General features: G+C 72.9%; 27 protein-coding genes. 9 read left to right on the top strand and 18 right to left on the bottom strand.

The annotated features are described in order from the left end of the window. The first annotated feature begins 16 nt into the window (after positions 1-16). Complete coding sequence (locus Aau02nite_RS12030; protein ID WP_212988455.1) at positions 17-670, top strand: TetR/AcrR family transcriptional regulator; 654 nt, start codon at positions 17-19, stop codon at positions 668-670. A 161-nt stretch (positions 671-831) separates the two neighbouring features. On the opposite strand, the gene Aau02nite_RS12025 is transcribed toward Aau02nite_RS12030, so the two are convergent. Genes Aau02nite_RS12025 through Aau02nite_RS12015 form a run of 3 tightly spaced genes read right to left on the bottom strand, consistent with a single transcriptional unit; the run spans position 832 to position 1,963 of the window. Continuing rightward, positions 832-1,179: a nuclear transport factor 2 family protein gene (locus tag Aau02nite_RS12025; protein ID WP_212988454.1), complete on the bottom strand. Its 348-nt coding sequence runs from the start codon at positions 1,177-1,179 to the stop codon at positions 832-834. Next, positions 1,176-1,637 (bottom strand): SRPBCC family protein, encoded by a 462-nt coding sequence (locus Aau02nite_RS12020; RefSeq protein ID WP_212988453.1) that lies wholly within the window; start codon positions 1,635-1,637, stop codon positions 1,176-1,178. Before Aau02nite_RS12020 ends, Aau02nite_RS12025 begins: the two co-directional genes overlap by 4 nt. Beyond that, positions 1,634-1,963 (bottom strand): ArsR/SmtB family transcription factor, encoded by a 330-nt coding sequence (locus Aau02nite_RS12015; protein WP_212988452.1) that lies wholly within the window; start codon positions 1,961-1,963, stop codon positions 1,634-1,636. Before Aau02nite_RS12015 ends, Aau02nite_RS12020 begins: the two co-directional genes overlap by 4 nt. 159 nt (positions 1,964-2,122) lie before the next feature. Here Aau02nite_RS12015 and Aau02nite_RS12010 point away from each other — a divergent pair, with 159 nt between their 5' ends. Further along, positions 2,123-3,175 (top strand): medium chain dehydrogenase/reductase family protein, encoded by a 1,053-nt coding sequence (locus Aau02nite_RS12010; RefSeq protein ID WP_212988451.1) that lies wholly within the window; start codon positions 2,123-2,125, stop codon positions 3,173-3,175. 1 nt (position 3,176) lies between these two features. Here the strand turns inward: Aau02nite_RS12010 and Aau02nite_RS12005 are convergent, their stop codons facing one another. Further along, entirely contained in the window at positions 3,177-5,252 is a 2,076-nt protein-coding gene (locus tag Aau02nite_RS12005; protein WP_212988450.1) for an AAA family ATPase, read from the bottom strand. Between the two features lie 187 nt (positions 5,253-5,439). Here Aau02nite_RS12005 and Aau02nite_RS12000 point away from each other — a divergent pair, with 187 nt between their 5' ends. Further along, on the top strand, positions 5,440-5,901 hold the full coding sequence (locus tag Aau02nite_RS12000) for an SRPBCC family protein (RefSeq protein WP_212988449.1): 462 nt from the start codon (positions 5,440-5,442) through the stop codon (positions 5,899-5,901). A gap of 3 nt (positions 5,902-5,904) precedes the next feature. Next, positions 5,905-7,812 carry a multicopper oxidase family protein gene (locus Aau02nite_RS11995; protein ID WP_212988448.1) on the top strand — a complete coding sequence of 636 codons (1,908 nt, stop codon included), beginning with the start codon at positions 5,905-5,907 and terminating at the stop codon, positions 7,810-7,812. Between the two features lie 27 nt (positions 7,813-7,839). Here the strand turns inward: Aau02nite_RS11995 and Aau02nite_RS11990 are convergent, their stop codons facing one another. The 7 genes from Aau02nite_RS11990 to Aau02nite_RS11960 form a co-directional block, all read right to left on the bottom strand. Further along, positions 7,840-8,061 (bottom strand): nuclear transport factor 2 family protein, encoded by a 222-nt coding sequence (locus tag Aau02nite_RS11990; protein ID WP_212988447.1) that lies wholly within the window; start codon positions 8,059-8,061, stop codon positions 7,840-7,842. A gap of 32 nt (positions 8,062-8,093) precedes the next feature. Beyond that, positions 8,094-11,042 (bottom strand): 3-keto-alpha-glucoside-1,2-lyase-like domain-containing protein, encoded by a 2,949-nt coding sequence (locus Aau02nite_RS11985; RefSeq protein WP_212988446.1) that lies wholly within the window; start codon positions 11,040-11,042, stop codon positions 8,094-8,096. Positions 11,043-11,224: 182 nt separating this feature from the next. After that, positions 11,225-11,635 carry a PPOX class F420-dependent oxidoreductase gene (locus tag Aau02nite_RS11980; RefSeq protein ID WP_212988445.1) on the bottom strand — a complete coding sequence of 137 codons (411 nt, stop codon included), beginning with the start codon at positions 11,633-11,635 and terminating at the stop codon, positions 11,225-11,227. Positions 11,636-11,639: 4 nt separating this feature from the next. Next, positions 11,640-11,972, bottom strand: coding sequence for a putative quinol monooxygenase (locus Aau02nite_RS11975; RefSeq protein ID WP_212988444.1), 333 nt, complete (start codon positions 11,970-11,972; stop codon positions 11,640-11,642). Between the two features lie 17 nt (positions 11,973-11,989). Next, positions 11,990-13,141, bottom strand: a complete 1,152-nt coding sequence (locus Aau02nite_RS11970) for an alpha/beta hydrolase family protein (RefSeq protein WP_212988443.1) — start codon at positions 13,139-13,141, stop codon at positions 11,990-11,992. 82 nt (positions 13,142-13,223) lie between these two features. Next, positions 13,224-14,747 carry a hypothetical protein gene (locus tag Aau02nite_RS11965; protein ID WP_212988442.1) on the bottom strand — a complete coding sequence of 508 codons (1,524 nt, stop codon included), beginning with the start codon at positions 14,745-14,747 and terminating at the stop codon, positions 13,224-13,226. Next, positions 14,741-15,106 carry a PadR family transcriptional regulator gene (locus Aau02nite_RS11960; protein WP_212988441.1) on the bottom strand — a complete coding sequence of 122 codons (366 nt, stop codon included), beginning with the start codon at positions 15,104-15,106 and terminating at the stop codon, positions 14,741-14,743. The genes Aau02nite_RS11965 and Aau02nite_RS11960 overlap by 7 nt, the downstream gene beginning before the upstream one ends. A 91-nt stretch (positions 15,107-15,197) precedes the next feature. On the opposite strand from Aau02nite_RS11960, the gene Aau02nite_RS11955 reads away from it, so the two are divergent. Beyond that, positions 15,198-15,773, top strand: coding sequence for a hypothetical protein (locus Aau02nite_RS11955; RefSeq protein ID WP_212988440.1), 576 nt, complete (start codon positions 15,198-15,200; stop codon positions 15,771-15,773). On the opposite strand, the gene Aau02nite_RS11950 is transcribed toward Aau02nite_RS11955, so the two are convergent. From Aau02nite_RS11950 to Aau02nite_RS11930, 5 genes are all read right to left on the bottom strand, one after another. Continuing rightward, positions 15,738-16,259, bottom strand: a complete 522-nt coding sequence (locus tag Aau02nite_RS11950; protein WP_212988439.1) for a copper resistance CopC family protein — start codon at positions 16,257-16,259, stop codon at positions 15,738-15,740. The genes Aau02nite_RS11955 and Aau02nite_RS11950 overlap by 36 nt on opposite strands. Next, positions 16,256-17,413, bottom strand: a complete 1,158-nt coding sequence (locus tag Aau02nite_RS11945) for a Dyp-type peroxidase (RefSeq protein ID WP_212988438.1) — start codon at positions 17,411-17,413, stop codon at positions 16,256-16,258. Before Aau02nite_RS11945 ends, Aau02nite_RS11950 begins: the two co-directional genes overlap by 4 nt. Positions 17,414-17,430: 17 nt before the next feature. Beyond that, a complete protein-coding gene (locus tag Aau02nite_RS11940; protein WP_212988437.1) occupies positions 17,431-18,033 on the bottom strand; it encodes a copper chaperone PCu(A)C in 603 nt (200 codons plus the stop codon). Next, positions 18,018-19,958 carry a bifunctional copper resistance protein CopD/cytochrome c oxidase assembly protein gene (locus tag Aau02nite_RS11935; protein ID WP_246595073.1) on the bottom strand — a complete coding sequence of 647 codons (1,941 nt, stop codon included), beginning with the start codon at positions 19,956-19,958 and terminating at the stop codon, positions 18,018-18,020. Before Aau02nite_RS11935 ends, Aau02nite_RS11940 begins: the two co-directional genes overlap by 16 nt. A 72-nt stretch (positions 19,959-20,030) precedes the next feature. Further along, on the bottom strand, positions 20,031-20,636 hold the full coding sequence (locus tag Aau02nite_RS11930; protein WP_212988436.1) for a TetR/AcrR family transcriptional regulator: 606 nt from the start codon (positions 20,634-20,636) through the stop codon (positions 20,031-20,033). 54 nt (positions 20,637-20,690) lie between these two features. On the opposite strand from Aau02nite_RS11930, the gene Aau02nite_RS11925 reads away from it, so the two are divergent. Next, complete coding sequence (locus Aau02nite_RS11925; RefSeq protein WP_212988435.1) at positions 20,691-21,506, top strand: class I SAM-dependent methyltransferase; 816 nt, start codon at positions 20,691-20,693, stop codon at positions 21,504-21,506. Positions 21,507-21,519: 13 nt separating this feature from the next. On the opposite strand, the gene Aau02nite_RS11920 is transcribed toward Aau02nite_RS11925, so the two are convergent. Together Aau02nite_RS11920 and Aau02nite_RS11915 are read right to left on the bottom strand one after the other, a co-directional pair. Continuing rightward, positions 21,520-22,992: a family 43 glycosylhydrolase gene (locus tag Aau02nite_RS11920; RefSeq protein ID WP_212988434.1), complete on the bottom strand. Its 1,473-nt coding sequence runs from the start codon at positions 22,990-22,992 to the stop codon at positions 21,520-21,522. 16 nt (positions 22,993-23,008) lie between these two features. Continuing rightward, complete coding sequence (locus Aau02nite_RS11915) at positions 23,009-24,046, bottom strand: arabinan endo-1,5-alpha-L-arabinosidase (protein WP_246595072.1); 1,038 nt, start codon at positions 24,044-24,046, stop codon at positions 23,009-23,011. 147 nt (positions 24,047-24,193) lie between these two features. On the opposite strand from Aau02nite_RS11915, the gene Aau02nite_RS11910 reads away from it, so the two are divergent. From Aau02nite_RS11910 to Aau02nite_RS11900, 3 genes are all read left to right on the top strand, one after another. Then, positions 24,194-24,955 carry an AI-2E family transporter gene (locus tag Aau02nite_RS11910; RefSeq protein WP_212988433.1) on the top strand — a complete coding sequence of 254 codons (762 nt, stop codon included), beginning with the start codon at positions 24,194-24,196 and terminating at the stop codon, positions 24,953-24,955. A 34-nt stretch (positions 24,956-24,989) separates the two neighbouring features. Next, positions 24,990-25,271, top strand: a complete 282-nt coding sequence (locus tag Aau02nite_RS11905) for a hypothetical protein (protein WP_212988432.1) — start codon at positions 24,990-24,992, stop codon at positions 25,269-25,271. Positions 25,272-25,354: 83 nt separating this feature from the next. Continuing rightward, positions 25,355-26,170 carry a hypothetical protein gene (locus Aau02nite_RS11900; RefSeq protein ID WP_212988431.1) on the top strand — a complete coding sequence of 272 codons (816 nt, stop codon included), beginning with the start codon at positions 25,355-25,357 and terminating at the stop codon, positions 26,168-26,170. Positions 26,171-26,185 lie beyond the last annotated feature (15 nt).

Genomic DNA, 26,185 nt, shown 5'->3' with positions numbered 1-26,185 from the left:
ACGTAAGCTTGCTCACATGCCCCGCCCCCGCAAGTTCCTCGAGAGTGATGTCGTCAGCAGCGCCAGTGAGGTGTTCGCCGTGCACGGCCTGGCCGCGGCGACGCTGGACGACCTGGTGCGGGCGACCGGCTTGGGGAAACAGAGCTTGTACAACGCATTCGGCGGGAAGCGGGAATTGTTCTTCCGGGCACTCTCCGAGGACCGCGAGGAGGCGACGCGCGCCGTCTCGGAAGCGCTCGGACACGACGACGCGTCGCCGCTGGAACGCATTCGGGGTCACCTGCTCACGATGGCCATCGAGTTCAGCAGCAGTGATCGCCGGGTCTCGCTCACCACGCGTGCGCTGGTCGAATCGACCGGCGAGGAGGATCCCCTTTCGACGGCCACCAAGACCGGCATCGAACAGCTCGCCGGGGTCTATGCACAATGCCTGGAGCATGCGCGGGAGAACCGGGAGATCCCCGAGGACGCGAACGTGCAGTCGCTGGCGGTCTACTTCGTCGCCGTCACCCGGGGGATGGAGCTGCTCGGCCGAGCCGGTGTCGGCCGCGGCGTGCTCACCGCGGTCGCCCTCGACGCACTCCGCGTGCTCCACGGCCGGCGGATGGACGAGACCACCCCACCCGGCGATGCGGGTCAGCCGGGCTTGCGGGGACCGAAGCAGACGTAGCAGGCCAGTTCATCGGTGGTGTGGCGCGGAGGGCGCCCACAGCGGAGCACCTCGGCCGGAGGTCGCGAACGGCCCGGCACGGCCGCTTGCCGGGCCGTGGGCCAGCCGCGCCCGGTGCTGCGTCTGTGGACGGCTGCGCCCGTACCGTCGAAGTGGTTTGCTCAGGGCAACCGGACGACGTAGGAGTCGACCCGGGCGATGTGGCCGTCGCGGAATGTGAACAGGTCGTTGAAGGCGAACCGGAACGGTCCATGGTGGACACTGACGCCCCGGCCCTCCCCCGTCGTGATGACGACCGGGCCGTCCTCGTGGACGCGGTGGACGTCCAGCTGCGGATGGCCGGTGAAGCCCGGGTTCTCGATCTCGCCGTCGAACTCGGCCTTGCCGTGGGTGGTGCGGTGGCCGTGGATCACCCACTCGACGTCGTCGGTGAGGGTGGCGAGGATGCGCGGGTGGTCGCCGGTCCGGAAACCGGCGAAGTATTCCGCGACGAGATCGCGCTGGGTCATCGGATGCTCCGTTCCGGGGTGGTCGTGGGTGGCCGCAGGTGGGCCGCGAGCGCTTCGAGGATCGAGGCGAGTCCGTCGGCTGCCTGACTGGTCCGCAGCTCCGGGGGAAGCCGGCGCTGGTGGACGGTCAGGTCCGTGCCGTCGCCGGCCGGGCCGAGGGTGACGGTCGTGCGCAGGCCGGTGACCGGTTCGTCGAAGACCAGCTCGTGCGGCTCGGTGACGCTCACGTAGACGAACCGCAGCCGGCGCGTCGTGCCGTCCGGGCCCCGGGTGTCGAGGGCGAAGTCGCCGCCGGGGCGCAGGTCGACGGTCACCGAGTTCGCGGGCACGGTGGCGTGTGAGCCGCCCCAGAACGCCGCGATGCTCGCCGGGGAGGTGAAGGCCGCCCAGACACGCGCGGGCGGCGCCGGGAGGTGGCGCCGGGCGATCAGTTCGTCGCCGCGCAGTTCCGTGGTCAACGGCCGGCCTCCTCTTCGGTCAGGTGCTGTTCGAGGGCGTCGAGGCGGTCGGCCCAGGTGCGGCGCTGGTCGTCGATCCAGGCGCTGAGCCGGGCCAGCCGGTCGGCCCGCAGCCGGCAGGGGCGGCTGGTGCCCTCGCGGCGCTGCTCGACCAGGCCGCAGCGGCGCAGCACCCCGACGTGGTGGGAGATCGCCTGGTGGGTCAGGTCGAACGGCGCGGCGAGCTCCCCCACCGTGGCGTCACTGCGGGCCAGCCGGGTCACCAGGGCACGCCGGACGGGGTCGCCCAGAGCGGCGAAGGCGGCGTCGAGTTCGGAGGTGACCATGGCTCCACCCTAGCGCAAACGTCTGTTTGCGCAAGTCATTGTTTGTGCTTACGGCGGACCGCGGTGGACGGGGTCGGACACCGGTGGACCCTGTCAGCTGGACGCCGCCCGGACCGAGACTCCACCTCGAACGCGCCACTCATTCCAGGAGGAACTCCCATGTCCGGCAGCACCACCACCGAGATCGTCCTTCCCGGCATCGTCGAGCCCGAGCAGCTGCTCGTACGCCGCCGCCCGACCGCCGCACCCGGCCCCGGCCAGGCGCTCGTCGCCGTGGAGGCCAGCGGCGTCTCCTTCGCCGAGCAGCAGATGCGCCGCGGGCGCTACTTCGCCCAGCCCGCCTTCCCGTTCGTCCCCGGCTACGACCTCGTCGGCACCGTCGCCGCCGTCGGACCCGGCGTCGGCCCGGACCTCGTCGGCCGGCGGGTCGCCGCCCTGACCAAGACCGGCGGCTGGTCCTCCACGGCCCGGCTGGAAGCGGCGGACCTCGTCCCCGTGCCCGACGGCATCACGCCCAGCGAGGCCGAGACCGTCGTGGTCAACGGCGTCACGGCCTGGCAGATGCTGCACCGCGTCGCGAAGGTCAGCTCCGGCGGCACGATCCTCGTCCACGGCGCGAACGGCGGCGTCGGCTCGACCCTCGTGCAGCTGGCCCGGCACGCCGGCATCCGGGTCATCGGCACCTCGTCGGCCCGCAACCGCAAGGCCGTCAGCGACCTCGGCGCCGAGCCGCTGGACTACGCCTCCGCCGACCTCCCCGCCCGGGTGAGGGCCCTGGCCCCCGCCGGGGTGGACGCGGTCTTCGACCACGTGGGCGGCCCCGGCATCGTCGATTCGTTCCGCCTGCTCGCGCGCGGTGGCACCCTGGTCGCCTACGGCACCGCCTCGACCCGCGACGACAAGGGCAACCCGCTGCTGCCGGTCCTCGCCCTCGCCGCCCGCCTGGCGGTGTGGAACTACCTGCCGAACGGCCGGTCCGCGTCGTTCTACAACGTCTGGGGCGGCCGGCGCCGCCGGCAGGCGTTCCGCACCAAGCTGCGCGACGACCTCGGCCAGGTCTTCCAGCTGCTGGCCCAGGGCGTGCTCACCGCGCAGGTGGCCGCCGAACTGCCGCTCGAGCGCGCCGGCGAGGCCCTGCGCCTGGCCGAGTCGCGCACGGTCGTCGGCAAGGTCGTCCTGGTCGTGGACCACGGCACCGGGTCGGGACGCTGAGTCACCGGGCGGCGACGTCGGCCTCCCACAGCACGTCGCTCACCCGGGCGACAGCCGCCCGCAGGTGCCGGCGGTACGTGCCGAAGGGCAGGCCGAGCCGCCGCGCCGCCGCCTCCTGGGTCGGCGCGCCGGAGAAGTACGTGGCCACCAGAGCCGCGCGGGCCTTCACCCCGGCGAGGTCCGAGCGCATCGCGTCGACCGCCTCCTGCATCATCGCCCGCAGGACGACGGCCGGGTCACCACCGGCCGACGTCACGAACCGCCGGCGCAGCAGGCGGTTCGACGCGAACCCCTCGGGGTGGCGCCAGGTCTGCAGGGCCAGCCGGACGTCCTCGTCGAACTCCTCGCGGTCCGGCACCGCGTCGGCGCCGGGATCCGCCGGCCGGGCCGGGCGCCCCGGGACGGGACCCTGGTCGCCCACGCTGGCCGGTACGTGGCCGGTCACCACCGCCTGGAACCACTCCTCGAACGACTCCAGCCGCCAGTCGTTGACGAACAGTCCGTAGGTGGCGCCGCCCACGCGTGCGCGCCGGCCCGAGTCGGCCATGGCGGTGCCGAGCCGGGCCGCCCAGGCCGCCATGTCCTGGTAGACGTCGAAGTCGTGGGCCCGCCCGGTCGCCCGGTACGCCTCGACCAGCGCCCGCCAGTGGTTCAGCTCGACCACCGCCGAGGGCTGCTCGTACGCGCCCGGATACACCGCGAAGCGCGTGATGGAGATGTGCTCGCCCGGACGGGCCGGGCTGGTCGTGTTGCTGTACTCCCAGGCGGCGGCCACAACCGGGTCGGTCGCGAGGTCCTGCGGATCCGCCGGAACGGGGAGCACCAGGTGCGCCGAGAAGGCCACCATCTCGCCGCTGCGGACGTCGTGGAAGACATGGAACGCCTGCGGCTGCCGGGCGTACCAGTACGAGACCAGCGCCGCGGACTCCTCGCCCTCGGCCGCGCGGCTCAGCTCCAGCACACGCGGGAGGTGCTCCGCGGCCATCGCGTCCTCCTGCACACCGCCCTGGCGGGACCAGGCGTACGCCGCGCCCACGAGCGGCACGTCGCGGTAGAGGTAGAAGGCGCGGCCCATCGCGTCGAGCATCTGGCTGTCCGGGGCTTCGCGCGCCTGGCCCAGGTAGACCTCCAGCAGCCGCCGGCGGATGTCCTCGTACGCCTGCGGCGACCGCCAGCGCAGATCCGCGACGAGCGTCTCCCGAGCCGCGTCGTGCGGGAAGAGCCCCTGCGGCGAGGGTTCCACGAACGGCAGCCCGCGCAGCCAGCCGAACAGCGTCCCGGCGTCCTCCCCCGGCAGGGCGGCCAGCAGCAGCTCCTCGGTCGTCACGTAGGCCTGGGCCGCCACCTCCAGCGCCCGCCGGTGGGTGGCCGAGGGAACGTCGCCGATCAGGCGGGTCATCAGGGTCGCGAGCACCTCGCCGGTCGGCGTCCAGTCCCGGTCCTCCGCCGCGGGATGCTGCATGACGGCGGCGGCGAGCGAGAGCGCCAGCGGGTTGCCACCGGCGAATCCCGCGACCGCGGGCACCTCGGCCGCGCCGACCCCGCGGGCCGCCAGCAGCGCCGCCGCCTGCTCGTCGGTCAGGGGCGACAGCTCGAACACCGCGAGGACCTGCGACCAGCCGGGATCCACCGACCACTCGACCTCGGGCCGGCTGCGCCCGCTGAGCACCACGAGGGCACCGTCGGCCAGGCGCGGCAGGAACCGCTCGCGCAACCACCCCTCGAGCCACTGGCACTGGTCGAAGGAGTCCACCACCAGCACCGCGGAACCGTCCTCGAGCACCGCGGCCGCCGTCCGCTCGAACTCCTGCGGCGCCCGGGTGACGAAACGCCCGTCGATCTCGACCACGGACCGGCCGGCCTGCCGCGCCTGCTGCACCCAGAGCCGGGTCAGCGTCGACTTGCCGATGCCGCCCGGTCCGTGGACCCACAGCACCGCCACGCCGGAGTCACCGGACAGCGCCGCCCGGAAGGCCGCCCGCTCGTGCTCCCGGCCCACGAAGGCGCGTTCGCGAGCGGCTTCCAGCCGGCCTGCGAGCCCGCGACCCGCAGAACCGGGAACCGTCTCCGACCGCATCGTGCGCTCCTCCCGGGGAGTCGTCCGCAGTTCTCCGCCGGCGCGATTCTCCCAAATCCCCGACCCGGTGGACATGGCTGGACCCCGCTGGACGGTTGTGCCCGCTTCCGGGTGGACCGCGATCGATCCAAGACTCGGCCTGAGCGACGGGCACCGGCCCGGCGCCGGACCGGACCGGAGACAAACCATGACCAGTACGCCAGTTCCCGCCATCGACGAGAACGCACCCGTCATCGCCCGCCACAGCATCGTCGTGCACGCCTCGCCGGAGACCGTCTGGCAGGTGCACACGGACCTGCAGTCCTGGCCCGAGTGGCAGTCCGGCGTGGGCAGCATGGAGCTGCTCACCCCGGGACCGTTGCGGCCGGGCTCGGCCTTCCGCTGGCACGTCGAGGGCCTCGACATCACCTCCACCGTCCGCCAGGTCGTCCCGCGGCGCCGGCTGGTCTGGGGCGGTCCCGCCAACGGCATCACCGGGGTGCACGTCTGGGAGTTCACCGAGGATCCGGGCGGCGGGGTGCTGGTGCACACCGAGGAGTCGTGGAGCGGGGAGCCCGTCGAGGCCGACATCGCGTACGCGCAGGAGGCGCTCGACTCCTCCCTGACCACGTGGCTGGGCAACCTCCAGCAGCGCGCGGAAGGGGTCTGAGTCATGGCCGAACCACTCATCATCATCGACATGCTGCTCGCCCTGGCCGCCCTGATCGCCGTGTCCTTCGCGGGCCGGAACGCCGGGCGGCTGCACCGGGACCCGGCCTCGGCCCGGCGCCTGCGCCGCGCGCTCATCGTTACCGCCGGCCTCCTCACCCTGCGGCTGGCCGGCGCCGTGCTGCTGGCCACCGGCGGCCCGGAGCTGCTCGGGCTCGAACTCACCCTCGGACTGCCGCTCGCGGTGGCGACGACGGGATGGGCACTGCTCGACCGCCGCCGGTCGGTGCCGGCGACCCACGCCGCGGTCGCGGGCGGACTGGTCGCCTTCTGGCTGCGGTTGGTTCCGCCGGGGCCGCAGGACACCATGACGACCGTGGCCGTCGCCGTTCTGCTGGTCGCCGCCGCCATCGCCGGGTCGGTGCTGCTGACCCGCTGGCGTTCCGGTGGCTCCCGGCGGGCGAGGGCACCCTGGTTCGGCGCGGGCGCCCTGGCCGCGCTGGCGGTCCTGGGACTGGTCGGCTGGCTCGGCGCGGGTGGCCGACCGGCGTCGGCGTCCAGCGGCACCGACCACGCCGCCCACACCGGCGGACCCGTGGATCTGGGCGGTGGGCCGGCGGGCGGGCACCACGCCGGGCACCGGGCGGTCCAGGACCTGACCGGCCCCCGCGACCGCAAGCCGGACGTCAGCGTCACGCTCACCGCGGCGCATGCGACGGTACGGCTGAGCTCCGGGCGTACCGTCGACGGGCTGACGTTCAACGGCCGGGCACCGGGTCCCGAGATCCGGGTCCGGCAGGGGCAGTTGCTCGAAGTCGTCCTGGTCAACCGGGACGTCACCGAGGGCGTCACCGTGCACTGGCACGGCGTGGACGTGCCCAACGCCGAGGACGGCGTCGCGGGCCTGACCCAGGAGGCGGTCCCGCCCGGCGCCAGCCACCGCTACCGGTTCGTCCCCGACCGGGCCGGCACGTTCTGGTACCACACCCACCACGCGGCCGATCAGACCGTCCGGCGTGGACTCTTCGGCGCACTGATCGTCGCCCCGCCGGCCGAGGGCTTCGAGCGGACGTTCTTCACCCACCTCTGGCCCGGCGACGATCAGCCGACCCCGGCCTTCGGAACCGCTGACGCCGTTCAGCAGCACCGGCTGGCGGCGGGCGAGCGCGCGTACCTGAGGTTCGTCAACAGCTCACCCGAGCCGCAACGCCTGACCACCCACGGCACCGCGCTGACCGTCGCCGCCATCGACGGCAACGCGGTCGACGGCGCCACCGAACTGGCCGCCGGCACGGATGTGCTGCTCCCGGCCGGCGGGCGGGCCGACCTCACGTTCAGCATGCCGGACGCTGCCGTGACGATCCGCATCGACGCCGGGGAGAACCCCAACGACGCGGCCCTCGTGCTCAGCCCGGCCGGCTCGGCGCAGCCCGCCGCCCCGGGACGGGGCACTCCGGTCGACCCGCTGACCTACGGCGCCCGGCCGGCGAGCCCGCCACCGATCGCCACCGGCGGGTACGACCGCGAGTTCACGGTCGCGCTGCAGGACGGCTTCGCGTGGCACGACGGCGGCCTCACCTACGGCACTCTGATGAACGGCCGGATGGCCCCGTCGGTGCCGACCCTCATGGTGACCGAGGGCGACCGGGTCCGCGTCCGCATCGTCAACCGCGGCATCATGGACCACCCGATGCATCTGCACGGCCACCGCGTCCTGGTGCTGTCGCGCAACGGCACGCCGAGCACCGGCGGCCCGTGGTGGACGGACACGCTCAACGTCGGACCCGGCCAGAGCTTCGAGGTGGTCTTCACGGCCGACAACCCGGGCATCTGGATGGACCACTGCCACAACCTCGAACACGCCGCCGCGGGGATGGTCATGCACCTGGCCTACACCGGCGTGCACGCCTGACCCGGCCGAACAACGCCCCGGTCCCGGTCACACGGGCCGGGGCGTCCGGTCCGCAGCCGCGGCTTCGACTGCGGCGACCAGGTCGTCGAGCCGGCCGCGGACGCGGGCGGTGGTGAGGTGGTCGAAGTAGTCGCGGGAGCTGACGATCTCGCCGTCGCGGACGCGCAGGACGAAGATGCCCGGCTGGGTGAACGGTTCGCCGGTGTCGGCGACCGCGGGCGGGAATAGAGAAACCGGCCCCGGCGGCAAACGCCGCCGGGGCCGGGTCGGAGCGACTGTCCTCAGCGGACGGGTTCGATCCAGACGTTGCGGTACTGCACCTTGTTGCCGTGGTCCTGCAGGCGGATGGCGCCGGTGGCCGGGCCCTCCGGGATGTTACCGCCGGTGCCCCGGGGGATCTCGACGTTGTCCTGCACCTTCTTACCGTTCCAGACCAGGGTGACGCGGGCGTTCTCGGTCTTGGTGCCGGCCGCGTCGTAGCGGGCCGCCCGGAACGTGATGTCGTAGCTCTGCCACGTCTCCGGCGCGGTGGCCGCGTTCACGTCCGGGGCCTTGATCGTGTAGATCGCGCCCGCCTCGTTGTTGTCGAGCGTCGTGTCCCCGAACGAGTCGAGGATCTGGATCTCGTAGCGCTCCTGCTGGTAGACGCCGCTGTTGCCACGGTTCTGCCCGGTCACGTCCGGCGGCAGCAGCGGGACCTTGAACTCGACGTGCAGCTTGTAGTCGCCGAACGCGTCCTTGGTGCGCAGGTCACCGCAGCACACCTCGGTCGCGCCACCCGCGACGGCCGGCCACTGCGGGCGCCGCCCGTCGGTGTGCTGCCAGTTGTCGAGGCCGTGCCCGTCGATGAGCGCGATCCGCTGTCCCGGCTTACGCACGCTGATCAGGTCGAGGTTGACGTGTCCGGTGTCCAGGGCGTCGACCCGGTACTGAATCTTGTTCACGCCCTTGCGCAGGGTCAGCTTCTCCGTGGCGGTCGCCCACTCCTCCCAGGTGACCGTGGACGGCAGCGCGACCTGGCGGATCTTGCGGTCGTTGACGTGCACGCTCACCGTCTTGGTGCCGCTGAACGGGTTGGGACCGTTGGAGTAGCGCAGCCCGACGTCGTAGTCGCCGGCCTTGTCCACGGTGACGTGCATGGTGGTCGAGGCGTTCAGGGCGCCGAAGCCGGACGCGAAGCCGATGCCGGAGAAGCCGCGGTGGTCGGTGGCCAGCCCGGCAGCGCCTTCGCGGTTGCCCTCCTCGGCCTCGTAGTAGACCTGCTGCGCCTGCTTACCGGGGACCTCGTTCAGCGTGTACCAGGCCTCGGTGCTCCACAGCGTCTCGCCGTCACGGGCACTGAACGGCCGTGGCGACCGCAGGTGCACGACGCGGTCCCGGCGCAGCCCGGGCACGGTGAGGGTGACAGTCCTGCGATCGCCGGAGACCTTGGTGGCGGTCACCGTCAGCGTCTCCTTGTCCACCTCGGGACCGCCGTACTGCGCGGTCGGCGCGTAACGCCACTGCTCCACCTTGTACGCGGTCGGCAGCGCCTTGACCGTGGCGTCGGACAGCGGCTTGGTGTACTCGACCGTGAAGCCGGTCCCGGTGGCCTTCATCGTCTTCATGTCGAAGACGTCCTTGCCGTTCGGGGTGAGCTTCTGCAGGCCGAAGCGGAGCTTGCCCTCCTGGCCCCAGTTGCCCTCCGCGCCGAGCCCGCCGAGGTAGATCGCGCCGTCCGGCCCGATCGACACCTCGTTGATGCCGGCCTCCAGACCCTGGGTGTGCCGGAAGACCGCGCCCTGCTCCTGGCCGTGCACGGTCTCCAGGTACGCCCGCTGCAGCCCGCCGTAGGTGACGTCACCGATCAGCATCTGCCCCTTGTACGGCCCCGACTTGAGCAGTACGGGGGTGCTGGGCGAGTTGGCGATCTGGTTCTGCGGCAGCCAAAGCACCGGCCGGGTCACCGGCTCGGAATCGAACGGGCCGTCCGGGTTGGTGTAGTGGTTGTAGAACGCACCCTGCTCGATCTTGAGCAGCTTCGACGAGGGGAGCCAGCCGCCCTGGTTGTCGGTGACGTAGATGTCGCCGCCGGGACCCCAGCCGATCCCGTTCGGGGTCCGCAGACCGCCCGCGACCGTGGTGACCTTGCCGGTGCGCCGGTTGACCACGATGCTCGTGCCGCGGCCGCCGACCGGCTGCGGGTCCGTGGTCGCGCCGCCCTGATTGATCGACACCGACAGGTTGAGGTAGAAGTTGCCGTCCTTGTAGAGCAGGCCGAACGCGAACTCGTGGAAGTTGCCGCCGAACGGCCACACCGCCACCGTGCGCTGCGCGTCGAGCACCTGGTCACCGTTGGTGTCGCGCAGCTCGGTCAGCTCGTGCTTCTGCGACACGTAGACCATGCCGTCGACGACGGCGAGGCCCATCGGCTCCTTGAGCCCCTCGGCGATCTTGCGGTACGTGACCTTGGCCGGCCCGGTCTTGCCGGTCACCTTGTCGACCAGGTAGATCTCACCGGCCACCTTGTCGGACTTGCCCCAGGTGCTGAGCACCATCTTGCCGTCGGGCCGCCAGGCGATGCCGGTGACCTGAGGCTCGAAGCCCGGAGGACGCAGGTTCGTCAGGTCGTAGCCGGGGTGCACCGCGTTCAGCGGCAGCCCGTCGCCGGGAGCGTCGGTGCCGGCCACGCACTCCTTCTGCCCCGGCGCGGTCACCCGGACCACTCCGGCGTCGGTGCTCAGCGCGCTGGTCGGCACGACCGCGAAGTCGTCCGCGCCCGGCGGCTGCCAGGCGAGCGTGAGCTGCTGACCGAAGTTGCGCTCGAAGTGCTCGATCCGCAGCGGATGCACCCCCGCGGTCAGGTTGATGGCACCGTCCTTGGGCTCGGCGCCGTGCAGGCCGTCGTGGTCGACGACGAGGGTGTCGCCGATCCACAGCTTCGAGCCGTCGTCGCTGGTCAACCGGAAGGTGTAGGAGCCGGCGGCGGACACGGTCAGATTGGCCAGCGCGTGGGTGACGAAGTCGTCCTCCTGGCCGAACTGCTCGGCGGTCGACCAGTCCACTGTGGGCATGAGCTTGTCCACGTTCGGGGTCTGGCCGGGCTTGAGCTCGCAGACCCGGTTCAGGGGCAGCCCGATGTCGTAGGTCCGCAGGGTGACCCCGGGCTCCTGCGGCGGCAGCTCGGCGGCATAGGCGGGCGCAGCGGTGAATGTTCCGACGAGTAAGGCTGCCACTACCAGACGTTTCATGGCGCTCCCCTGTTACCAGCTCACTTCAAAGACGTGAACATCCTGATCCACTTTCGACGCCACGTCCATATCTTCTGCCGTGCGGATTCGAACTTTCTACTCCGGAGACAAAAGTGTCGACAGAACCGTTCTCGGACAGGTCGGAACAGGGACTTCGACGATCGGCGCCCGCGGACGCCGGCTCACTGCTCGCGCATCTTGCCCCAGCCGTGCCAGCGTTCGATCGTCACCTGGGCGCTCACCCGGGGGCTCACCCTGTTCGGGTAGTCGTTGCCGGTGTAGTGCCGGGCCAGGCGGTCGATGTCCCGCAGGCCCTCGTCGTCGGTGATGGAGTCGACGCGGCCCTGCAGGCTGACGTGGGTGTACCAGTCGTCCTCGGCCAGCACGGTCAGGGAGATCCGCGGGTCCGCACGCATGTGCTTGAGGCGGGCCCGGGTCGCGTCGAGGCCGAGCAGCACGCGGCCGTCGTCCTCCAGCAGGTACCAGGTCGCCACGGTCACCGGGCGGCCGTCGGCGGCCACCGTGGCCATGACGGCCGGGTTCGGGCGGCGGAGCAGGGCGAGGACGGATTCGGGCAGAGGCGTGTTCGGCATCCGGTCAGCCTAGATCCATCCCCGGGGCCCGGCCTGCCGGACCCTTGGCGGCACCCGGGGTGAGGAACTCGACCCGGGTGCCGCTCAGCAGCGGATCCTTGCGCGCGTGGAACTCCCGGACGTGCTCGGCCTGCTCGTGGGCCTGGAAGGCGTCCCGGTCCCGGTACACCTCGTAGAACACCCGGGCCAGCGGCTCGCCCTCGACCGCGGCCGTGGCGTAGACCAGCGTGCCCGGTTCGCGCTCGGTGATCTGGCGTACCGCCACCGCGGTGAGCTCGTCGAAGGCGGCCGCAGCGGCCTCGTCCCGGCAGTCGAACCGCACCACGAGTGCGAACACGTCGTCACCTCCGCGCATCAGGGATGGAAGACCACCTCAGGATTGTCCGGGTCCGGGCCGTCCAGCAGCGGCCGGGGCGCGCCGCGCAGGTGCAGATCGAAGAACGCGGTCACGTAGGCGCGCACGATCCGGGCTGTCCGGTCGCCGGGCAGGGGCGAGCCGGTGTCCGGGAGGCCGGCCTGGTCGGCCAGCACCGCGGTGTCGCTGAAGTCCAGGTGCCCGACGCCGGTGACGGTGAGCCAGCGCTTCCAGCCGTCGAGGCGTCGCCAGGCGCAGTCCCAGGTCTCGTCGGTGCCGCCGGGGATGTGGCCGGGCTGGCCGAGCAGCAGGAACGGGCGTCCGTCGAGGCCGTCGGCCGGGACGGGGGCGGCGACGGTGCCGTCCATGTTGATCCCGGCTCGGATGCGGCGGTCGATCGCCATGGTCGCCGAGGCGGCGTTGCCACCGATGGAGTGTCCCGCGATGCCGATCCGGGCCCGGTCGATCAGCGCCGCGTGGCGCCACGCCGGCCGGGCTCCGGTCAGCCGGTCGAGGACGAACGAGATGTCCCGGGCCCGGCCGGTGGCGACCCGGGCGGACCCCGCGCGCCCCTGGCCTTCGACAGCCTTGCAGGCGGTGCAGGTGAGGACGCGGCCGCCGGGGAAGGCGGTGCCCGCTGACTCGTAGGCGTGGTCGACCGCGGCGACCACGTACCCCCGGCTGGTCAGCTCCTCGGCGAGGTGGGTGAGCATGTGCCGGTGCAAAGTGAAGCCGGGTGACAGCACCACCAGCGGGTAGCGGCCGGGGCGCGGCTGGGCTCGGGTGCGGGCGGCGGTACGGGTGGCACTGAGCGCCTCGGGCGCGACGACGCCGTCGAGGTCGCGGTCCTCGAGGAACAGGCGGGCCTCGGCCGGGGTCAGGTACTGCGCCGGGCGGCCCGGACCCGCCGACGCCGGGTAGTACATCGACACCATCACCTCGCGGGGACCGGCGGGCACCCAGGGATCCCGCCGGGACCGGTCGACCAGGTGCAGGGCGTCCCGGCCGACGGCGTACGTCCCGGAGGGTGACGGCAGCGCGAACGTGGTCGGTGGAGTGCCGGCGGCCGAAGGAGGTGCGGGAGCGAGAGCGACGGCGGCCACCGCGACGGTTGCGGCAGCCCTCCTGGCGATAGCGAACGTAGTCGTCATGCGGCCAGCCAACCCGACCGGACCCGCCGGGAGCACTCCCCCACAGTGGAGTCCCTGGGTATACCGGGCACTACCCCCAGGGTCAGTCCGGCACGTGCTGCACGGCGACCACGCCGGGCATCGCCATCATCTCGGCCGCCAGCCCGCGGAACAGGCCGGGGCTGGTCAGCTCGACACTCCAGTGACTGGGCAGCCGCTCGGCGACCTCGGAATCCACCCGGCCGTGACTGCAGTACGCGCTCAGGAAGCCGGGTGCCCGCGGGTCCCCGGCGAACTCCGGGCTACCGCCCATGCCGCGCCAGATCGCCGCCTGGGCCAGGTTGCGCTGGTCCTCGGTGGCCTGCCGGTCGATGAACACCCGGGCCTTGTCGCTGGTCCGCGCGCTCGGCGGGTCCACGATGCCCGACGGCACCGCCGGGGTGCACGATCCCGGGAGCAGCTGCTGGGTGACCAGGGCGTACAGGCCCAGGCCGGTGAGCAGCGACGTGACCGCGGCCAGCGCGACAGCCGCGACCGGCCGGCGCCGCGCCAGGTCCAGTCCTCTGGTCGCCTGCCGCTGCCACTGCGGGAGCCGGCGCGGTGGCCGTTGCACCGCCGCGAGGAACAGCAGCAGCGCGGCCAGGAGGCCGAACAGCACCGCCGGCGTCCGCAGCGAGAAGGCCAGCCCCTGCCACGACGGCGCCGCGGTCTCGTCGGCCCGTCCGTCGGACGACAGCGCCAGCAGCGTGGCCGGCACGACACAGAGCACGGCCAGGACCGCGCCGACGGCGACCGGGGCGGTGATCCCGGGGTTGGGCTCCAGGCGGCGGCTGGCCCAGCCGGTCAGCAGCCAGGCGAGGAACGCGCCGGGCAGGAACCCGAGCCAGGTCACGGTCAGCAGCCACGACGGCGGCTCCTGCCACAGGTAGTACGTGGCGTTGCCGTCGCCGTCGTAGGCCGGGCGCCCGGCCCAGTAGTAGTCGTTGAAACGCAGACCCAGCCGGCCGCGGGTCGCCGTGAAGCTCTCGGACCGGTCCGCCGGGTCGGCGTCCACGACGTTGGTCTGGTCCAGCGGTGGATCCACGCCGGTGACCGTCCACCCGGCTGCCTCCAGCCGGGCGCGGACCCCGGCGGTGTAGGCGGCGACGTCCCGGGTGGCCGCGGTGTGCTTGACCCAGGAGACGGCGTAGCCGTACTCGATGCCCTCGCCGTCGCTCTGGCTGACGACCCGGGCCGCCTCGCCGCCGCCCCACACCGTCAGCCCGGGGAACACCGTCTCGCTGATCTCGGCGGCCTCGGCACCGGTCGGCAGCGGCTCGACGGCGTGCCAGCCGACCCAGTTCGCCACGCCGGCCCCGAGGCATCCGCCGGCCACCGCGACGAGCAGCGTCAGCACGACGATGCCCCGGCTCTTCGGCCGGCCGAGCCGGGCCCGGCTGCCGTGCCACAGGAGGTTCACCATCTCGCGCAGGCGTGGCCGGCGCCGGCCCGGCGGCGCGCTCTCCACCAGCGTGTCCAGCAATTCGTCGCGGCGCGGGCCGGGCGGATAGGCCCGCAGGAGCCGGCGGTACGCCCGGAGCAGCCGCGGATCAGCAGCGGTGGACGAGGTGACGAGGTCGCTCACCACGCCGGCCGCCCACCGAACCGGTGCGCGCCGGCCGGGCCGAGCCCGAACCGCTTGAGCTGGGAGGTCGCCGCCTCCAGGCTGGCCCGCAGCCGGTCGGTCTCGGCGGTCAGCGCGGTCGCGCCGCGGTGGGTGAGCCGGTAGTACCGCCGGTTGCGCCCGTCGACGAGCTCCTCGCGGTCCACCTCGACCAGGCCCTCGGCGGTCAGCCGGTCGAGTGCGGCGTACAGCGTGCCGGCCTGCAGGACCACCCGGCCGTCGGAGAGGGCGGTGGCCTCCTGGATGACGCCGTAGCCGTGCCGGGGCTGGGACGCCAGGGCGGTGAGGATCCAGAAGGTGGGTTCCCGCATCGAGGCAGCCATCGTCCCAATATAGAGATCATCTGACTATCGGGCAAGATGTCCGGGGGGCCGGGCCGGGAACCGGACGGCGCCCGCCGACGACTATCGGATCATGAGCTCCGAGGGGTACGGCCCGGCACCGCGCACGGCCGGTACCCGGTACTGCCGGGCCGGGCGAGGCCGGGGCGCCCCCGGCCGTGGCGCGTTCGTCGCCCGGCACAGCGCTGACGGCATCGTCCTGGTGAAATGCTGGAGACCGCCGGAGCCGCAGCCGTCGGCGCAGGGCCGGCGCGGTCGCGCTGTATTCACGGTTGCCGTGGCCGCGCTGGCCACCACTATGACGTTGCTGCTCGCCGGCGTGCCCACCGGACAGCCGGACACCGGTCCGTGCGCGGCCCGGGCCTCCGTCGAGGCGTACGCCGGCGGGCACCTGTTGCGCCTGCGGGCCGAGCCCGGCGCGGGCTCGGCCACGCTGGTGCATCTGTGCGCCGGTGACAGCATCGGACGGGTACGGTCCTGGGCGATCAGTATCAAGGGCGACGACCGGACGGCCGCGGTGCAGCGGGTGGCCGACCGGGTGGCCCTGGCGTCTGTCCCCATAGGACCCGGCACCGCCGCCGTCGCCGTCACCGTGGTGCCCGAATCGGGGCAGTCACTGACTTTCACCGCGCCGGTGACGTCGCCATGACACGTACCCGAGGAGCGTGATCGCCGCGACGAACACTCCCAGCCCGATCAGCGGCCCGGTCGGCAAACCGCCGGACCCGGCCGGCGCGGCCACCGGAGGTCCGGTCGTGGGGGCCGCCGGCAGGGCCGGGTCGGCGACGGTGAAGGTGTACGAGCCCTGCGCCGTGTGACCGTCCACCGACACCACGCGGTACGCGACCGTGTAGGTGCCGTTGCCCGGCGGTGGGCTGAGCGTCACCGTGCCGGAGCCGGCGTCGACCACCGGGGCCGAGGCGGCCAGCCGCCGCCGGGCGCTGTCGCTGACGACGATCGTGGCGAACTCCGGGTTGAGCCGTTCGCTGAAGGTCACCGTGACCGCCGTGGGCGCCTGGGCGAGCGTCGCGTCCCGGACGGGGGTCGAGGCGATCAGTTCGGCGTGCGCCCAGGCCGGGCTCCCCGGCAGCAGCACGGCGGCGAATGCGGCGAAGGTGAGCATGAGCTTCCTCATGTGAGCACCCGCTCGCCGATCCAGCCACCCTCCGCGCACCCCGGCGGTACGGCGAACACGGCCGACCCGATCGGGGTGATCCATTCGTTCAGCAGGTCCCGGTCCGCGAGGCGTTGCTGGATGGGCACGAACTGCCGGGCGATGTCACGCTGGTACGCCGCGAAGATCAGCCCGGCGTCCGGATGCCCGAGGGCGTTGGGCACCCCGTCGTAGTTGTACGGCCGGCGCAGGATCTTCAGCGCCGGATCGGTGACCCGGGCCCGGGTGACGTGCGAGAAGTCCGGCATCCTGGGCAGCCCGGCGTCGTCGAGGGCGGTGAAGTCGGGCTCGTCGTGCTCCTGGGAGCCGCTCAGCGGTGCACCCGACTCCAGGCGCCGGCCGGTGGCGTTCTCCTTGTCGGTGACGGCGAGCAGGTCCCACTTCTCGATCTCGGCCCGGACCCGCCGGACCACCAGGGTCGTGGAGCCGTCGGGATTCCAGACGGCCGGCTCGATCTCGGGACCGCGCGGATTGGCGGTGCCGTCGAGCTGGCCCAGCACGTTGCGCTGGGTGTGCTCCGGCGCCTGCATGCCGGGGCTGCGCCGGAAACCCTGCTGCACCCAGCGCACCGCCGCGAACGGGCGGGCGTCCTTGATGAGCATCCGCTGGGTGTGGGCGACGGTGAGCGGGTCGTCCGCGCAGATCTGCAGCAGCAGGTCCCCACCGGACCACCGCGTCTGCAGCCGGTCGATCCGGAACGGCGGCAGGTCCGCGACCGGGGAACGCAGACCGGCCGCGCGGTACAGGCCGGGCCCGAAACCGAAGGTCACCGTCAACCGGGCGGGCAGCACGGCGAGGGTGGCGTCGGTGTCGCCGAGCGCCGCGACACCCTGGGTGAGCCGGGCCGCGTCGTCGGTGAGCAGGCGCAGCATCCGGGCCAGGCCGCGCTTGTCGGTGCCGGCGGCCAGGGTGAACGCGACGAAGGCGGCGTGCGCGGGCGGGTCCTCGGCCACCCCGGCCTGGCGGGGACCGTGGAACGGGACTGTGGCCGTACCCGGGTCGAGGGGTGCGGAGGCCGCGGCCGGGCCCGCCGCGGGGTCCCCGGTCGCGGCGACCGCGGCGACAGCGCCGAGACCGGCGACCGCGCCCCCGGCGAGCAGGCGCCGCCGGCTCACCGGGGAAGGTCGCGGCGTCACGGCGCCGAGCTGGGCATCGGCATCATCGGCATGCCGGAGGCGGGCATGGACATGCCGGGGTCGTAGCTCTCCCCGGCCCCGGCGAACGGCTTGGCGATCGCGGTGAACGGCACGGTCCGGCCGTCGGCCAGGGTCAGGGTGAAGGTGACCTCACCGCCGGCCTCGATCGCCGCGGCCGGCTTCATCAGCATCAGGTGGTCGCCGCCGGGTGAGAGCTCGTGGGTGCTCTTCGCCTTGATGACGAAGCCGCCCTGCTTGGGCCGCATCAGCATCTTGCCGTCCTGCACGGTCATCTCGTGCAGTTCCATCGGCGACGCCGGCGACTCGGCGCTGACCACCGTGATGTCGGTGGTGCCGTCGTTGACCAGGATCGCGAAGGCGGCGGTCATGGCGCCGGCCTTCGTGGCCTTGACCCACGGGTCCTTGACGGTCAGGGCGGTCGAGGCCGCCGAGGCCGACGGCGCGGCCGCGGGCGCCGGCGCACCGCCGGCGGTCGCGTCGCTGCCGCCGCAACCGGCCAGGCCGAGGGTGGTCAGGGTGCCGGCGAGCAAGGCGGCCGCGAGGGTACGCCGGGAGCTACGGTTCAGGGGGTTTGACATGGTATCCGTCTCTTGTTGGGGTCTGCACAGGATTGGTCGGGATCCCCCGGAGAGAAGTTCCCGGCGACGTGATCTCCGTGGATCCACCGCCGGACGAGCAGCAGCAGGACGGCCGCGGCGGGCAGGGCCCCGGCCATCCAGGACAGTCCGGCCCCGAGGCGCTGGTCGGCGAGCAGCGACGGCGCCCACCCGGGGTGCACGGCGGTGTACCAGTCCGCGGCGATCACGGTGGTGGACCGCAGCAGCACGAGCCCGAGCACGGCCTGCGCCGCCACGGCCAGCAGGTGGACCACCACGAGCAGAGCCGGATGCACGCGGCGGCGGCCCGGCTCCCCGCCGAGGAGCGCCCGGAACAGCACGAGCCCGGCGACCACGAAGGACGCCAGCATCGCGATGTGCCCGAGGTGGTAGCGCATCAGCGGGCCGAGCAGACCGGTGAGGTACAGCCCGTGCAGGCTGATGACGAAGACGGCCAGCGCGACCAGCGGGTGGCTCACGAACCGCAGGAAGCGGCTCCGGAGTGTCAGCACCAGCCACTCCCGCAGGCCGCGCACCTGCGGGTCCGCCGGACGGCGCAACGCCCGCAGGGCCAGGGTGACCGGGGCGCCGCCGACGAGCAGGATCGGCACGGCCGTGGCCAGCACGACGTGCTGCACCAGGTGCACACTGACCAGCACGTACGCGTACCGCGCCACGCCCAGGCCGGTCATCGCGCCCAGCAGCAGCATCCCGCCCACCCAGGACGCGGTGCGGCTCGCCGGCCAGGCGTGCCCGGCCCGGCGCAGCCGGCGCGCCCCGGCCAGATAGGCGACGATGCCGACCGCGACGACCACCGGGAAGACCATGTCCGGGAGCGGGTCGGTGAGCAGCCGGGCCACGGTGACCGGGCCGGGCTGGTCGAAGCCGAGCAGCTCCACCAGCGGATCCGGGTCGACCGCGATCTCGGGCACCGGGGCCGGGCTCCGCGACAGGCCCACCGCCAGCCCGGCCGCCGCCGCCAGCACCAGCAGCTCACCGCCGGCCAGGCGCAGGAACGCCCCCGGGGCACCCGAGCGCAGCGCGGGCAGGGTACGGCGGCGGTGCACGGCGCCGATCACCCCGACCGCCAGCAGGGCCAGGACCTTGAGCAGCACCAGGAACCCGTACCGGGAGGTGCCGAGCGCCGGCCAGCCGCCCAGCCGCACCGCCGCGTTGGCCCCGCCGCTGACCGCCGTCGCCACGAAACAGGCCAGGGCCAGGCGGCTGTACCGGGAGGCGGTCTCGGCGAAACGGCGGTGGCGGCGTACCAGCAGCAGACCGGCCAATCCGCCCACCCAGAGCGACGCCGCGAGAATGTGCAGCGCCAGGCTCGTCACCGCGAGCTGATGGTCCCCCGCCCCGGCGGAATGGCCGGTGAAGGCCGGCGGCAGCAGCGCCGCCATCGCCAGCCCGGCGGTGACCGCGGCCAGGCCGCGCGACACCCCGGCCCGGCTCAGCACGGCCACCAGCAGGCCCAGCCCGGCCTGCAGCAGCAGCGCCTGCCCCTGGGCGATGGAGAACGCGAAGCCGGCCACCGCCGGCCGGCTCAGCCGCGCGACGGGCACGCCGAGCAGATCGGAGACGGTGACGACGATCAGCAGCAGACAGGTGGCCGCCCCCAGCAGCGCCGGCCACGTCGACCGGCGCAGCAGCAGCCAGCCGTGAGCCGCCACGCTCGGACCGTCGCCGGGCAGCAGAAAGGCCGCGGTGACGGTCAGGCCGACCGTCAGCACACCGAGGACGGTCGCCAGCATCGTCAGCGCCGGCAGTGCCCACACGGTGAGCGTGCCCGGACCCGGGATACCCGGCAGCACGGATCCGTCCACCGCTCCGCCGAACCGCAGCGACGCGATCAGGACCACCACGGCCGCACCGGCCGCTGCCACCATCAGGACTGACGTCCGCACCGCGCTCTGCACCTTGAACAGAGTCGGGCGGATCGGTGCCGTGGTTCCGGCCGGACCCTTGAACCTTGTTCTTCAGCTCCGCGGCCGGCGTTGCACCACGTCGGCGAGCACGGAGGTCACGAACCTGTGCACGGCTGCCGTGGTCGGCGGGCCCGGATCGCGGTCGGTGAACAGCAGGTGCCCGCCGCCGACCAGCGACAGGGTGAGGGACTCGAGGTCGGCGTCGGCCGCGATGCGGCCCCGGTCGCGCTCGTCGGCCAGGTAGGCCGAGACCGCGGTCGTCACCTGGGCCAGGATCGCGATGCCGCCGCCGGGGCGGGCCTGCCGCAGCCGCGCGCGCAGCTCGTCGCGGAAGGTGATGAGCGGGATGATCGCCAGCGGCACCGGCCCGAACAGCATGGTCAGCGCGGCGGTGAGATTGTCGGCCGGGGTGCCGGTGCCGGCCGACTCCCGCAGCGCCTCCGCCTGGCTCTCCAGCTGCGCGGCCCGGTCGAGCACCAGCTCGGCGAGGAACGCGTCGAAGTCGCTGAAGTGCCGGTGCAGGACCCCCTTGGCGCACCCCGCCTCGTCCGTGACCGCCCGGCTGGTCAGCCCGCCGGGCCCGGCGCGCAGCAGAACGCGCTCGGCGGCGTCGAACAGCTGCTGCCGCGCATCGCGCAGATGCACCCCAGTGGGCACGCGTGGTCCTTCCCAGACGTTGCTTAGTGGGCATGCGCCCACTAGGGTGGGCACATGCCCACCTTACCGCCCGAGCTGCCCGCGGAGCTGCACACGACCCGGCCGATGGCCGAGTCGTTCGGTACGGACGCACGACTCTACGACCAGGCCCGCCCCAGCTACCCCGACCCCCTCATCAGCCGGGTCGTCACCGGCAGTCCCGGGCCCCGCCTGCTCGACGTGGGCACCGGCACCGGCATCGCGGCCCGCCAGTTCCGGGCCGCCGGCTGCGAGGTGCTCGGCGTCGAACCCGACCCCCGGATGGCGGAGTTCGCCCGGGCCGGCGGTCTGCGCGTCGAGGTCGCCACGTTCGAGGCCTGGCAGCCGGCCGGCCGGACGTTCGACGCGGTGACCGCCGCCCAGTCGTGGCACTGGATCGACCCGGCGGCCGGCGCGCGCAAAGCCGCCCAGGTGTTGCGCCCGCACGGCCGCCTGGCGATCTTCGGTCATGTCTTCGAGCCGCCCGCCGCGGTGGCCGAGCCGTTCGCCGAGGCGTACCGCAGAGCCGTACCGGACTCGCCCCTGGGCAGCAGGATGCCGGCCCGGTCCGCGATCGACGCGTACCGGGCCGGCTACGCCGGGATCGCCACCACGATCCACGAGACCCGGCAGTTCACCGAGCCCGAGCAGTGGCAGTTCGAGTGGGAGCGGCCGTACACCCGCGACGAATGGCTGGCCCTGCTCCCCACGACCGGTGGCCTCACCCGGCTGCCCTCCGACAAGACGGCCGGCATCCTGGCGGCGGTCGGCGCCGCGATCGACGAGCTGGGCGGGCGCTTCACGATGCAGTACACGACCTTGGCGGTCAGCGCCGTGAAGGCAGCCCGCTAGCTCATCCGCGTCGTCACTCCCCCGAGGGTGCGGGCAGCGTGGTGCCCAGCCGCACCGGAGTGCCGAAGTTGGGCGTGCCGTCGGCGTTCCAGGTGAACTTCTGCGCCCGGGTGGAGCGGTTCATGTCGCAGGCGCCGGACGCGGAATCGTTGGCGTGGTAGACGATCCAGTCCTCGGTGCCGTCCGGTGACTTGAAGAAGCCGTTGTGGCCGGGGGCGAACACGCCGTTGGCGTCGCTGCGCTGGAAGACCGGGGTCGACTTCTTGGTCCAGTGCGCGGGGTTCATCGGATCGGTGCCGGTCAGCGTGAGCAGGCCCAGCTTGTAGTCGGGCCCCCAGCAGGCCGAGGCCGAGTAGACCACCATCACCTTGCCGTCGTGGTAGAGCGGTTCGGGTCCCTCGTTGACCGCGCCGGTCTGCCGCTCCCAGCTCAGCGTCGGCGAACTCAACCGGGCCCGGGAGCCGGTCAGGGTCCACGGGTTGCTCAGGCGCTGGATGAAGTTGCTCTGCCCGGCGCCGTCACCGCCGTAGGTCGCCATCATGTAGAGGCTCGAGCCGACCTTCAGGACGCTGGCGTCCAGGGCCCAGTCATTGCCGAGGTCGGCCTTGAAGGTGTACGGACCCATCGGGTCCGTACCGGCCGATTCGAGCACGTGCAGTCGCTGCGTCGGGTTGTAGTCGGAGACGTTCTGCCCGGCGGTGTAGTAGAAGTACCAGCGGTTGCCGTTCGGACCGTTGAGCAGGTGGAACTCCGGCGCCCACATGTTGCAGCAGCCGTTGGCCCGGCCGGCCAGGTTGAAGATGACCTGGTCGGGTGCGGTGGCCAGACCGGCCAGGGTCGCTGACCGGCGCATCGTGATGGTGGAGTTCCACGTCGTGGTGGCCAGGTAGTAGAACCCGTTGTGGTACTGCAGCCACGGGTCCGGGCCGTTGCGCTTGATCGGGTTGGTGAAGGTACCGGCAGCACCGCCACCGAGAGCGGCGAGCTGCCACTGCTGGTTCGCGCCGTCGAGGTCCTGGTACTGCGAGACCATCGCGCCGTCGGCGGTGCTCCACTCCCAGACCTCGACCGCCTTGCCGCTGGACCGGTTGATCAGCCGGGCGTAACCGCCGGCGGAGTCGGCCAGCCGGAACTGCTGCCGGGCGTCGTTGCGGTCGGCGTTCTGCACGAGCTGGATGCCGTCGGTGCTGCTGGGCAGATCGAGGACCTTGCCGCTGTGCACCGACTGCACCCGGTACCAGCCGCCGCCGGAGTCCAGGAAACGCCACTGCTGCCAGGCACCGTCGTTGCGGGTGTACTGGTTGATGGCCGCGCCGTCGGTGGTGGCCAGGTTGTAGACGTCGAGGGCCTTGCCGCTGTTGCGGTTGACCAGGACGTAGGACACGTTCGGTTGCACCGTGGCGGCCTCGGCGGCCGGCATGACCACTGCCGTACCCGCCGCGGCGAGCAGCGCGACCACGGCGCCGATCAGGAGTCTTCTGCGCATCGGAATATTCCTGCCCTCAGTAGACGAACGGCCAGCCGGCCGTGTCGTAGCCGATGAGGTTGAGGCCGAGGTTCGCGGCACCACTGTTGGTGTAGTAGTGGTAGACGAGGACCTCGGCGTCGGTGTCGGCGAGCACGGCCTGGTGGCCGGGGCCGTGGATGCTGCCGTGCCCGGCCAGCACCTGGGTGCCACCGCCGTTGTTCAGGTTGACGCCGTTGCGGTCCACGAACGGCCCGTTCGGGCTGGTCGAACGGCCCACCATGATCCGGTAGGTGCTGGCGGCGCCCTGGCAGCAGCGGTCGAAGGAGACCCACTGGTAGTAGTACGAGCCGTGCTTGAAGATGAACGGCGCCTCGATCGCCCCGCCGTTGCGGCCGGCGATGCTGCGGATGGTGCTGTCCGAGCGCTTACCGGTGGCGGGGTCGAGGGCGACCTGCTTGTGGCCGGACCAGAAGGAGCCGAAGCTCAGCCACCATCTGCCCGAGCTGTCCACCAGGAGGTTCGGGTCGATGGCGTTGAAGTTGTCCGACGTGCGGGACTCGATCACCAGGCCCTGGTTGGTCCACGAGCCGGAGGCCCCGGTGGTGCTGGTGGCCAGGAAGATCGCGGAGCGGTTCGAGCCGAACGACGAGGCCGAGTAGTACAGCCAGTAACGACCATTGTGGTACGAGATGTCGGGGGCCCACAGGTTGCGGCTGCCGCCGGTGTAGGTGGTGGTCCACGGCGCCCCACCGGGGAACACCGCGCCGGCGTTGCGGAACGCCGTACGGTCGGTGGAGGTCTTCAACGCGATGTTGTCTCCGGTGTGCGCCACGATGTAGCTGCCGCTCGGCGTCTTCACCATGGTCGGGTCGTGGGCGCCGATGTCACCGGTGACGGCGCCCGGCCTCGGATAGGCCGCCGGGGGGACGGTCGGCGTGGCGGCGGCCAGCGGCACCGCCGGCGCGGTGGCGGCCTGGGCATTGACCGCGACCGCGACGCCGGCGACCAGCGTGGCGGCCATAGCGCAGGCGAGCGCGCTGCGCCGGACAGTCTTCGTGCGTGTGCTGGACATGCGTCTCCTCGGGGAACGGTGGTGGCTCGTCGCGTCGCGCCTCACCGGACTGGGGGAAGGGAGGTCGGACGACGCTGCTCTATCGAGCCATGTAGATATATCGGTCGATGTTAACGGTCACAATTGTGATGTCAAGGTTTCGGTTACGTGAAGCCTGTCCACAAAGTCGTCCTGTTTGACGCTCCGGGTGGGTCCAGCGCCGAGGGCACACAGGTGGTGGCCGGCTTCCCGAAGATCGTGGAGGACGCCCGGGCCGGGCGCGGACCGGTCGGCGGCCTGATCGAACGGTTCAACCTGCTCGAGTACGCGCGGAACAACGACGACCGGTTCCGCGAGTACGCCGGCCGCCTGGGCGCTCCCACGCTGGCTGTGCTGCGCGGGGCGGCCACCAGCGTCGCGGGGATCGTGACCATCTTCGTGCCCTCGTACCTGATGGTGCTGGAGGCGCCGAAGGTCGTCACCGGCTACATCACCGGCAACCTGCTGATCAGCATCATCTGCGGCAGCCTCACCTACGCGGTGCCGGCGATCATGGGGGTGCCGTACGCGGGGCTGATCGCGTTGTTCGTGGGCCTCGCCGACCTGATCCCCCTGGTCGGTGCCACGCTGGGCGCGGTCGTCGCCACGCTGGCTGCTGGCCATCCCGGTCGCCGGCATCATCCAGATCATCGTCCGCGACATCCGGGGCACCCGGCGCGGCCGGCTCAAGTCCGAGCCGACCGTCGGCGAGGACGAGGCGCCGGTCGCGGCCACACCCGGGACCGCCGCGGCAGCACCCGGGCCGCCGATGGACGACGCCCCCGACGGGGCCGTCGCCGTCAACGGCCGCGGGGGCGTCCACCAGAGCTGAGGTCCGCACCTGTTCTCGAATCGACGGGCCACCGCTGCGGCGGTGGCCCGTCGTGCTGATGCCGGTAGGGGCCACCCTCGCTACAGTGGAGGCATGGCGACGAGCGACCGGCGCGGGGTGCTGCTGCGTTCGCTGCCCGCCCTCGTTCTGCTGGTGCTCGTGCTGGCCGCGGCCCCGCAGCGCTCCCCCGCACCACCGCGGGCCGCCGGTTGCGCCGCCCCTGCCGCCGCCGTGCCGTCCTCGTCCACGCAGGAGGATCCGGCTGCGGAGTCCGCGGCGAGCGACGAGCCGCCCGCCGACCGCGCCACCGTCCTCGCGGCGCAGTCCACCGCGAGCGCTCGCGGTTGCCGCGCGCCGCCCGTCGCATCCCGCTGACCAGCTGACCGGCGGTTGCCCGCCGCGACGTGGTCACAGCCTGAGATCGACACGAGTGGACTCATCGACGGACGGACCCTGTCATGAACGTGATCGCGGAAATGCTGCTGACCGAACCCGCCCCGGCGGTGATCTGGGCGACCCTGATGCTGCTGACCTTCCCGGCCCTGCTGGTGCTGGCCAGCCCGGCCGGCACCCGTCACCCCCGGCGGGCGGCCCGGGAGTGGCTGGCGGCGCTGCGCCGCTCCCGGTCGGTGAGGCGGCCGGCAGACCGGTCCAGGCGGCGCGACGAGGAGCGCCGGGCCCGGACGGACGAAGCGGTGCGGGCGGCCCGGTACGCCGAGGAGATCCGCGCGGCCGCCGACCATGCCGCCGGCAGCGCGCAGCGATGGCAGTGGATGTGGGAACAGAGCGAGGATCACCGGAACGCCGCGTGGCAGGCGTGGCTGGACGCCGACTCCCGGGTGCGCACGGCACTCGCCGCGGCGGCGTGGGGCAGGTCCTCGCCGGTGCGGACGTGCGAGGAGTACGCCGCCCGCGAGCGGTACCTGCACCGTACCGTGGCGGCCGCCGCCGACCGGGGTGAGCTGCCCGCCGCCGCGGTGGCCGACGCGCTGGCCGGCCGGCACGGCTGGGACGCCCGGCTGCATCCGGCCGAGCAGGACCTCGTGATCGCGCGGGCGTCGGCCGCGTGGCTGCGGCAGCGCTACGAGCAGGCGGTCGCCGCGGAGCGGGCCGCGCGGCACGACGCCGAGCGGGCCCATCGCGACGCCGGCAGCCTGCGCCACGAGGCGCGCGCCGCCGCCGTCCGGGCCGGGGAGCTCAGCCGGTTCCTTCCCGCACCGCGTCGCACTGCGCCTGCGGCGGGGTACGGGCCGGAGGCAGTCCCGGCCGGCTGACGCGACGGGGGCTCG

The organism is Actinoplanes auranticolor, assembly GCF_018332655.1.
GTDB lineage: Bacteria > Actinomycetota > Actinomycetes > Mycobacteriales > Micromonosporaceae > Actinoplanes > Actinoplanes auranticolor.
The sequence above is the reverse complement of the archived record's forward strand: the minus strand, read 5'-3'. Positions and strand labels throughout refer to the sequence as shown.

Excerpts from the sequence above, each read along its gene's own strand:
- Aau02nite_RS12030 (WP_212988455.1), top strand. The coding sequence starts at position 17 with ATGCCCCGCCCCCGCAAGTTCCTCGAGAGTGATGTCGTCAGCAGCGCC.
- Aau02nite_RS12025 (WP_212988454.1), bottom strand. The coding sequence starts at position 1,179 with ATGACCCAGCGCGATCTCGTCGCGGAATACTTCGCCGGTTTCCGGACC.
- Aau02nite_RS12015 (WP_212988452.1), bottom strand. The coding sequence starts at position 1,963 with ATGGTCACCTCCGAACTCGACGCCGCCTTCGCCGCTCTGGGCGACCCC.
- Aau02nite_RS12010 (WP_212988451.1), top strand. The coding sequence starts at position 2,123 with ATGTCCGGCAGCACCACCACCGAGATCGTCCTTCCCGGCATCGTCGAG.
- Aau02nite_RS12005 (WP_212988450.1), bottom strand. The coding sequence starts at position 5,252 with ATGCGGTCGGAGACGGTTCCCGGTTCTGCGGGTCGCGGGCTCGCAGGC.
- Aau02nite_RS12000 (WP_212988449.1), top strand. The coding sequence starts at position 5,440 with ATGACCAGTACGCCAGTTCCCGCCATCGACGAGAACGCACCCGTCATC.
- Aau02nite_RS11995 (WP_212988448.1), top strand. The coding sequence starts at position 5,905 with ATGGCCGAACCACTCATCATCATCGACATGCTGCTCGCCCTGGCCGCC.
- Aau02nite_RS11985 (WP_212988446.1), bottom strand. The coding sequence starts at position 11,042 with ATGAAACGTCTGGTAGTGGCAGCCTTACTCGTCGGAACATTCACCGCT.
- Aau02nite_RS11980 (WP_212988445.1), bottom strand. The coding sequence starts at position 11,635 with ATGCCGAACACGCCTCTGCCCGAATCCGTCCTCGCCCTGCTCCGCCGC.
- Aau02nite_RS11970 (WP_212988443.1), bottom strand. The coding sequence starts at position 13,141 with ATGACGACTACGTTCGCTATCGCCAGGAGGGCTGCCGCAACCGTCGCG.
- Aau02nite_RS11960 (WP_212988441.1), bottom strand. The coding sequence starts at position 15,106 with ATGGCTGCCTCGATGCGGGAACCCACCTTCTGGATCCTCACCGCCCTG.
- Aau02nite_RS11955 (WP_212988440.1), top strand. The coding sequence starts at position 15,198 with ATGAGCTCCGAGGGGTACGGCCCGGCACCGCGCACGGCCGGTACCCGG.
- Aau02nite_RS11950 (WP_212988439.1), bottom strand. The coding sequence starts at position 16,259 with ATGAGGAAGCTCATGCTCACCTTCGCCGCATTCGCCGCCGTGCTGCTG.
- Aau02nite_RS11940 (WP_212988437.1), bottom strand. The coding sequence starts at position 18,033 with ATGTCAAACCCCCTGAACCGTAGCTCCCGGCGTACCCTCGCGGCCGCC.
- Aau02nite_RS11925 (WP_212988435.1), top strand. The coding sequence starts at position 20,691 with ATGCCCACCTTACCGCCCGAGCTGCCCGCGGAGCTGCACACGACCCGG.
- Aau02nite_RS11920 (WP_212988434.1), bottom strand. The coding sequence starts at position 22,992 with ATGCGCAGAAGACTCCTGATCGGCGCCGTGGTCGCGCTGCTCGCCGCG.
- Aau02nite_RS11915 (WP_246595072.1), bottom strand. The coding sequence starts at position 24,046 with ATGTCCAGCACACGCACGAAGACTGTCCGGCGCAGCGCGCTCGCCTGC.
- Aau02nite_RS11905 (WP_212988432.1), top strand. The coding sequence starts at position 24,990 with ATGGCGACGAGCGACCGGCGCGGGGTGCTGCTGCGTTCGCTGCCCGCC.
- Aau02nite_RS11900 (WP_212988431.1), top strand. The coding sequence starts at position 25,355 with ATGAACGTGATCGCGGAAATGCTGCTGACCGAACCCGCCCCGGCGGTG.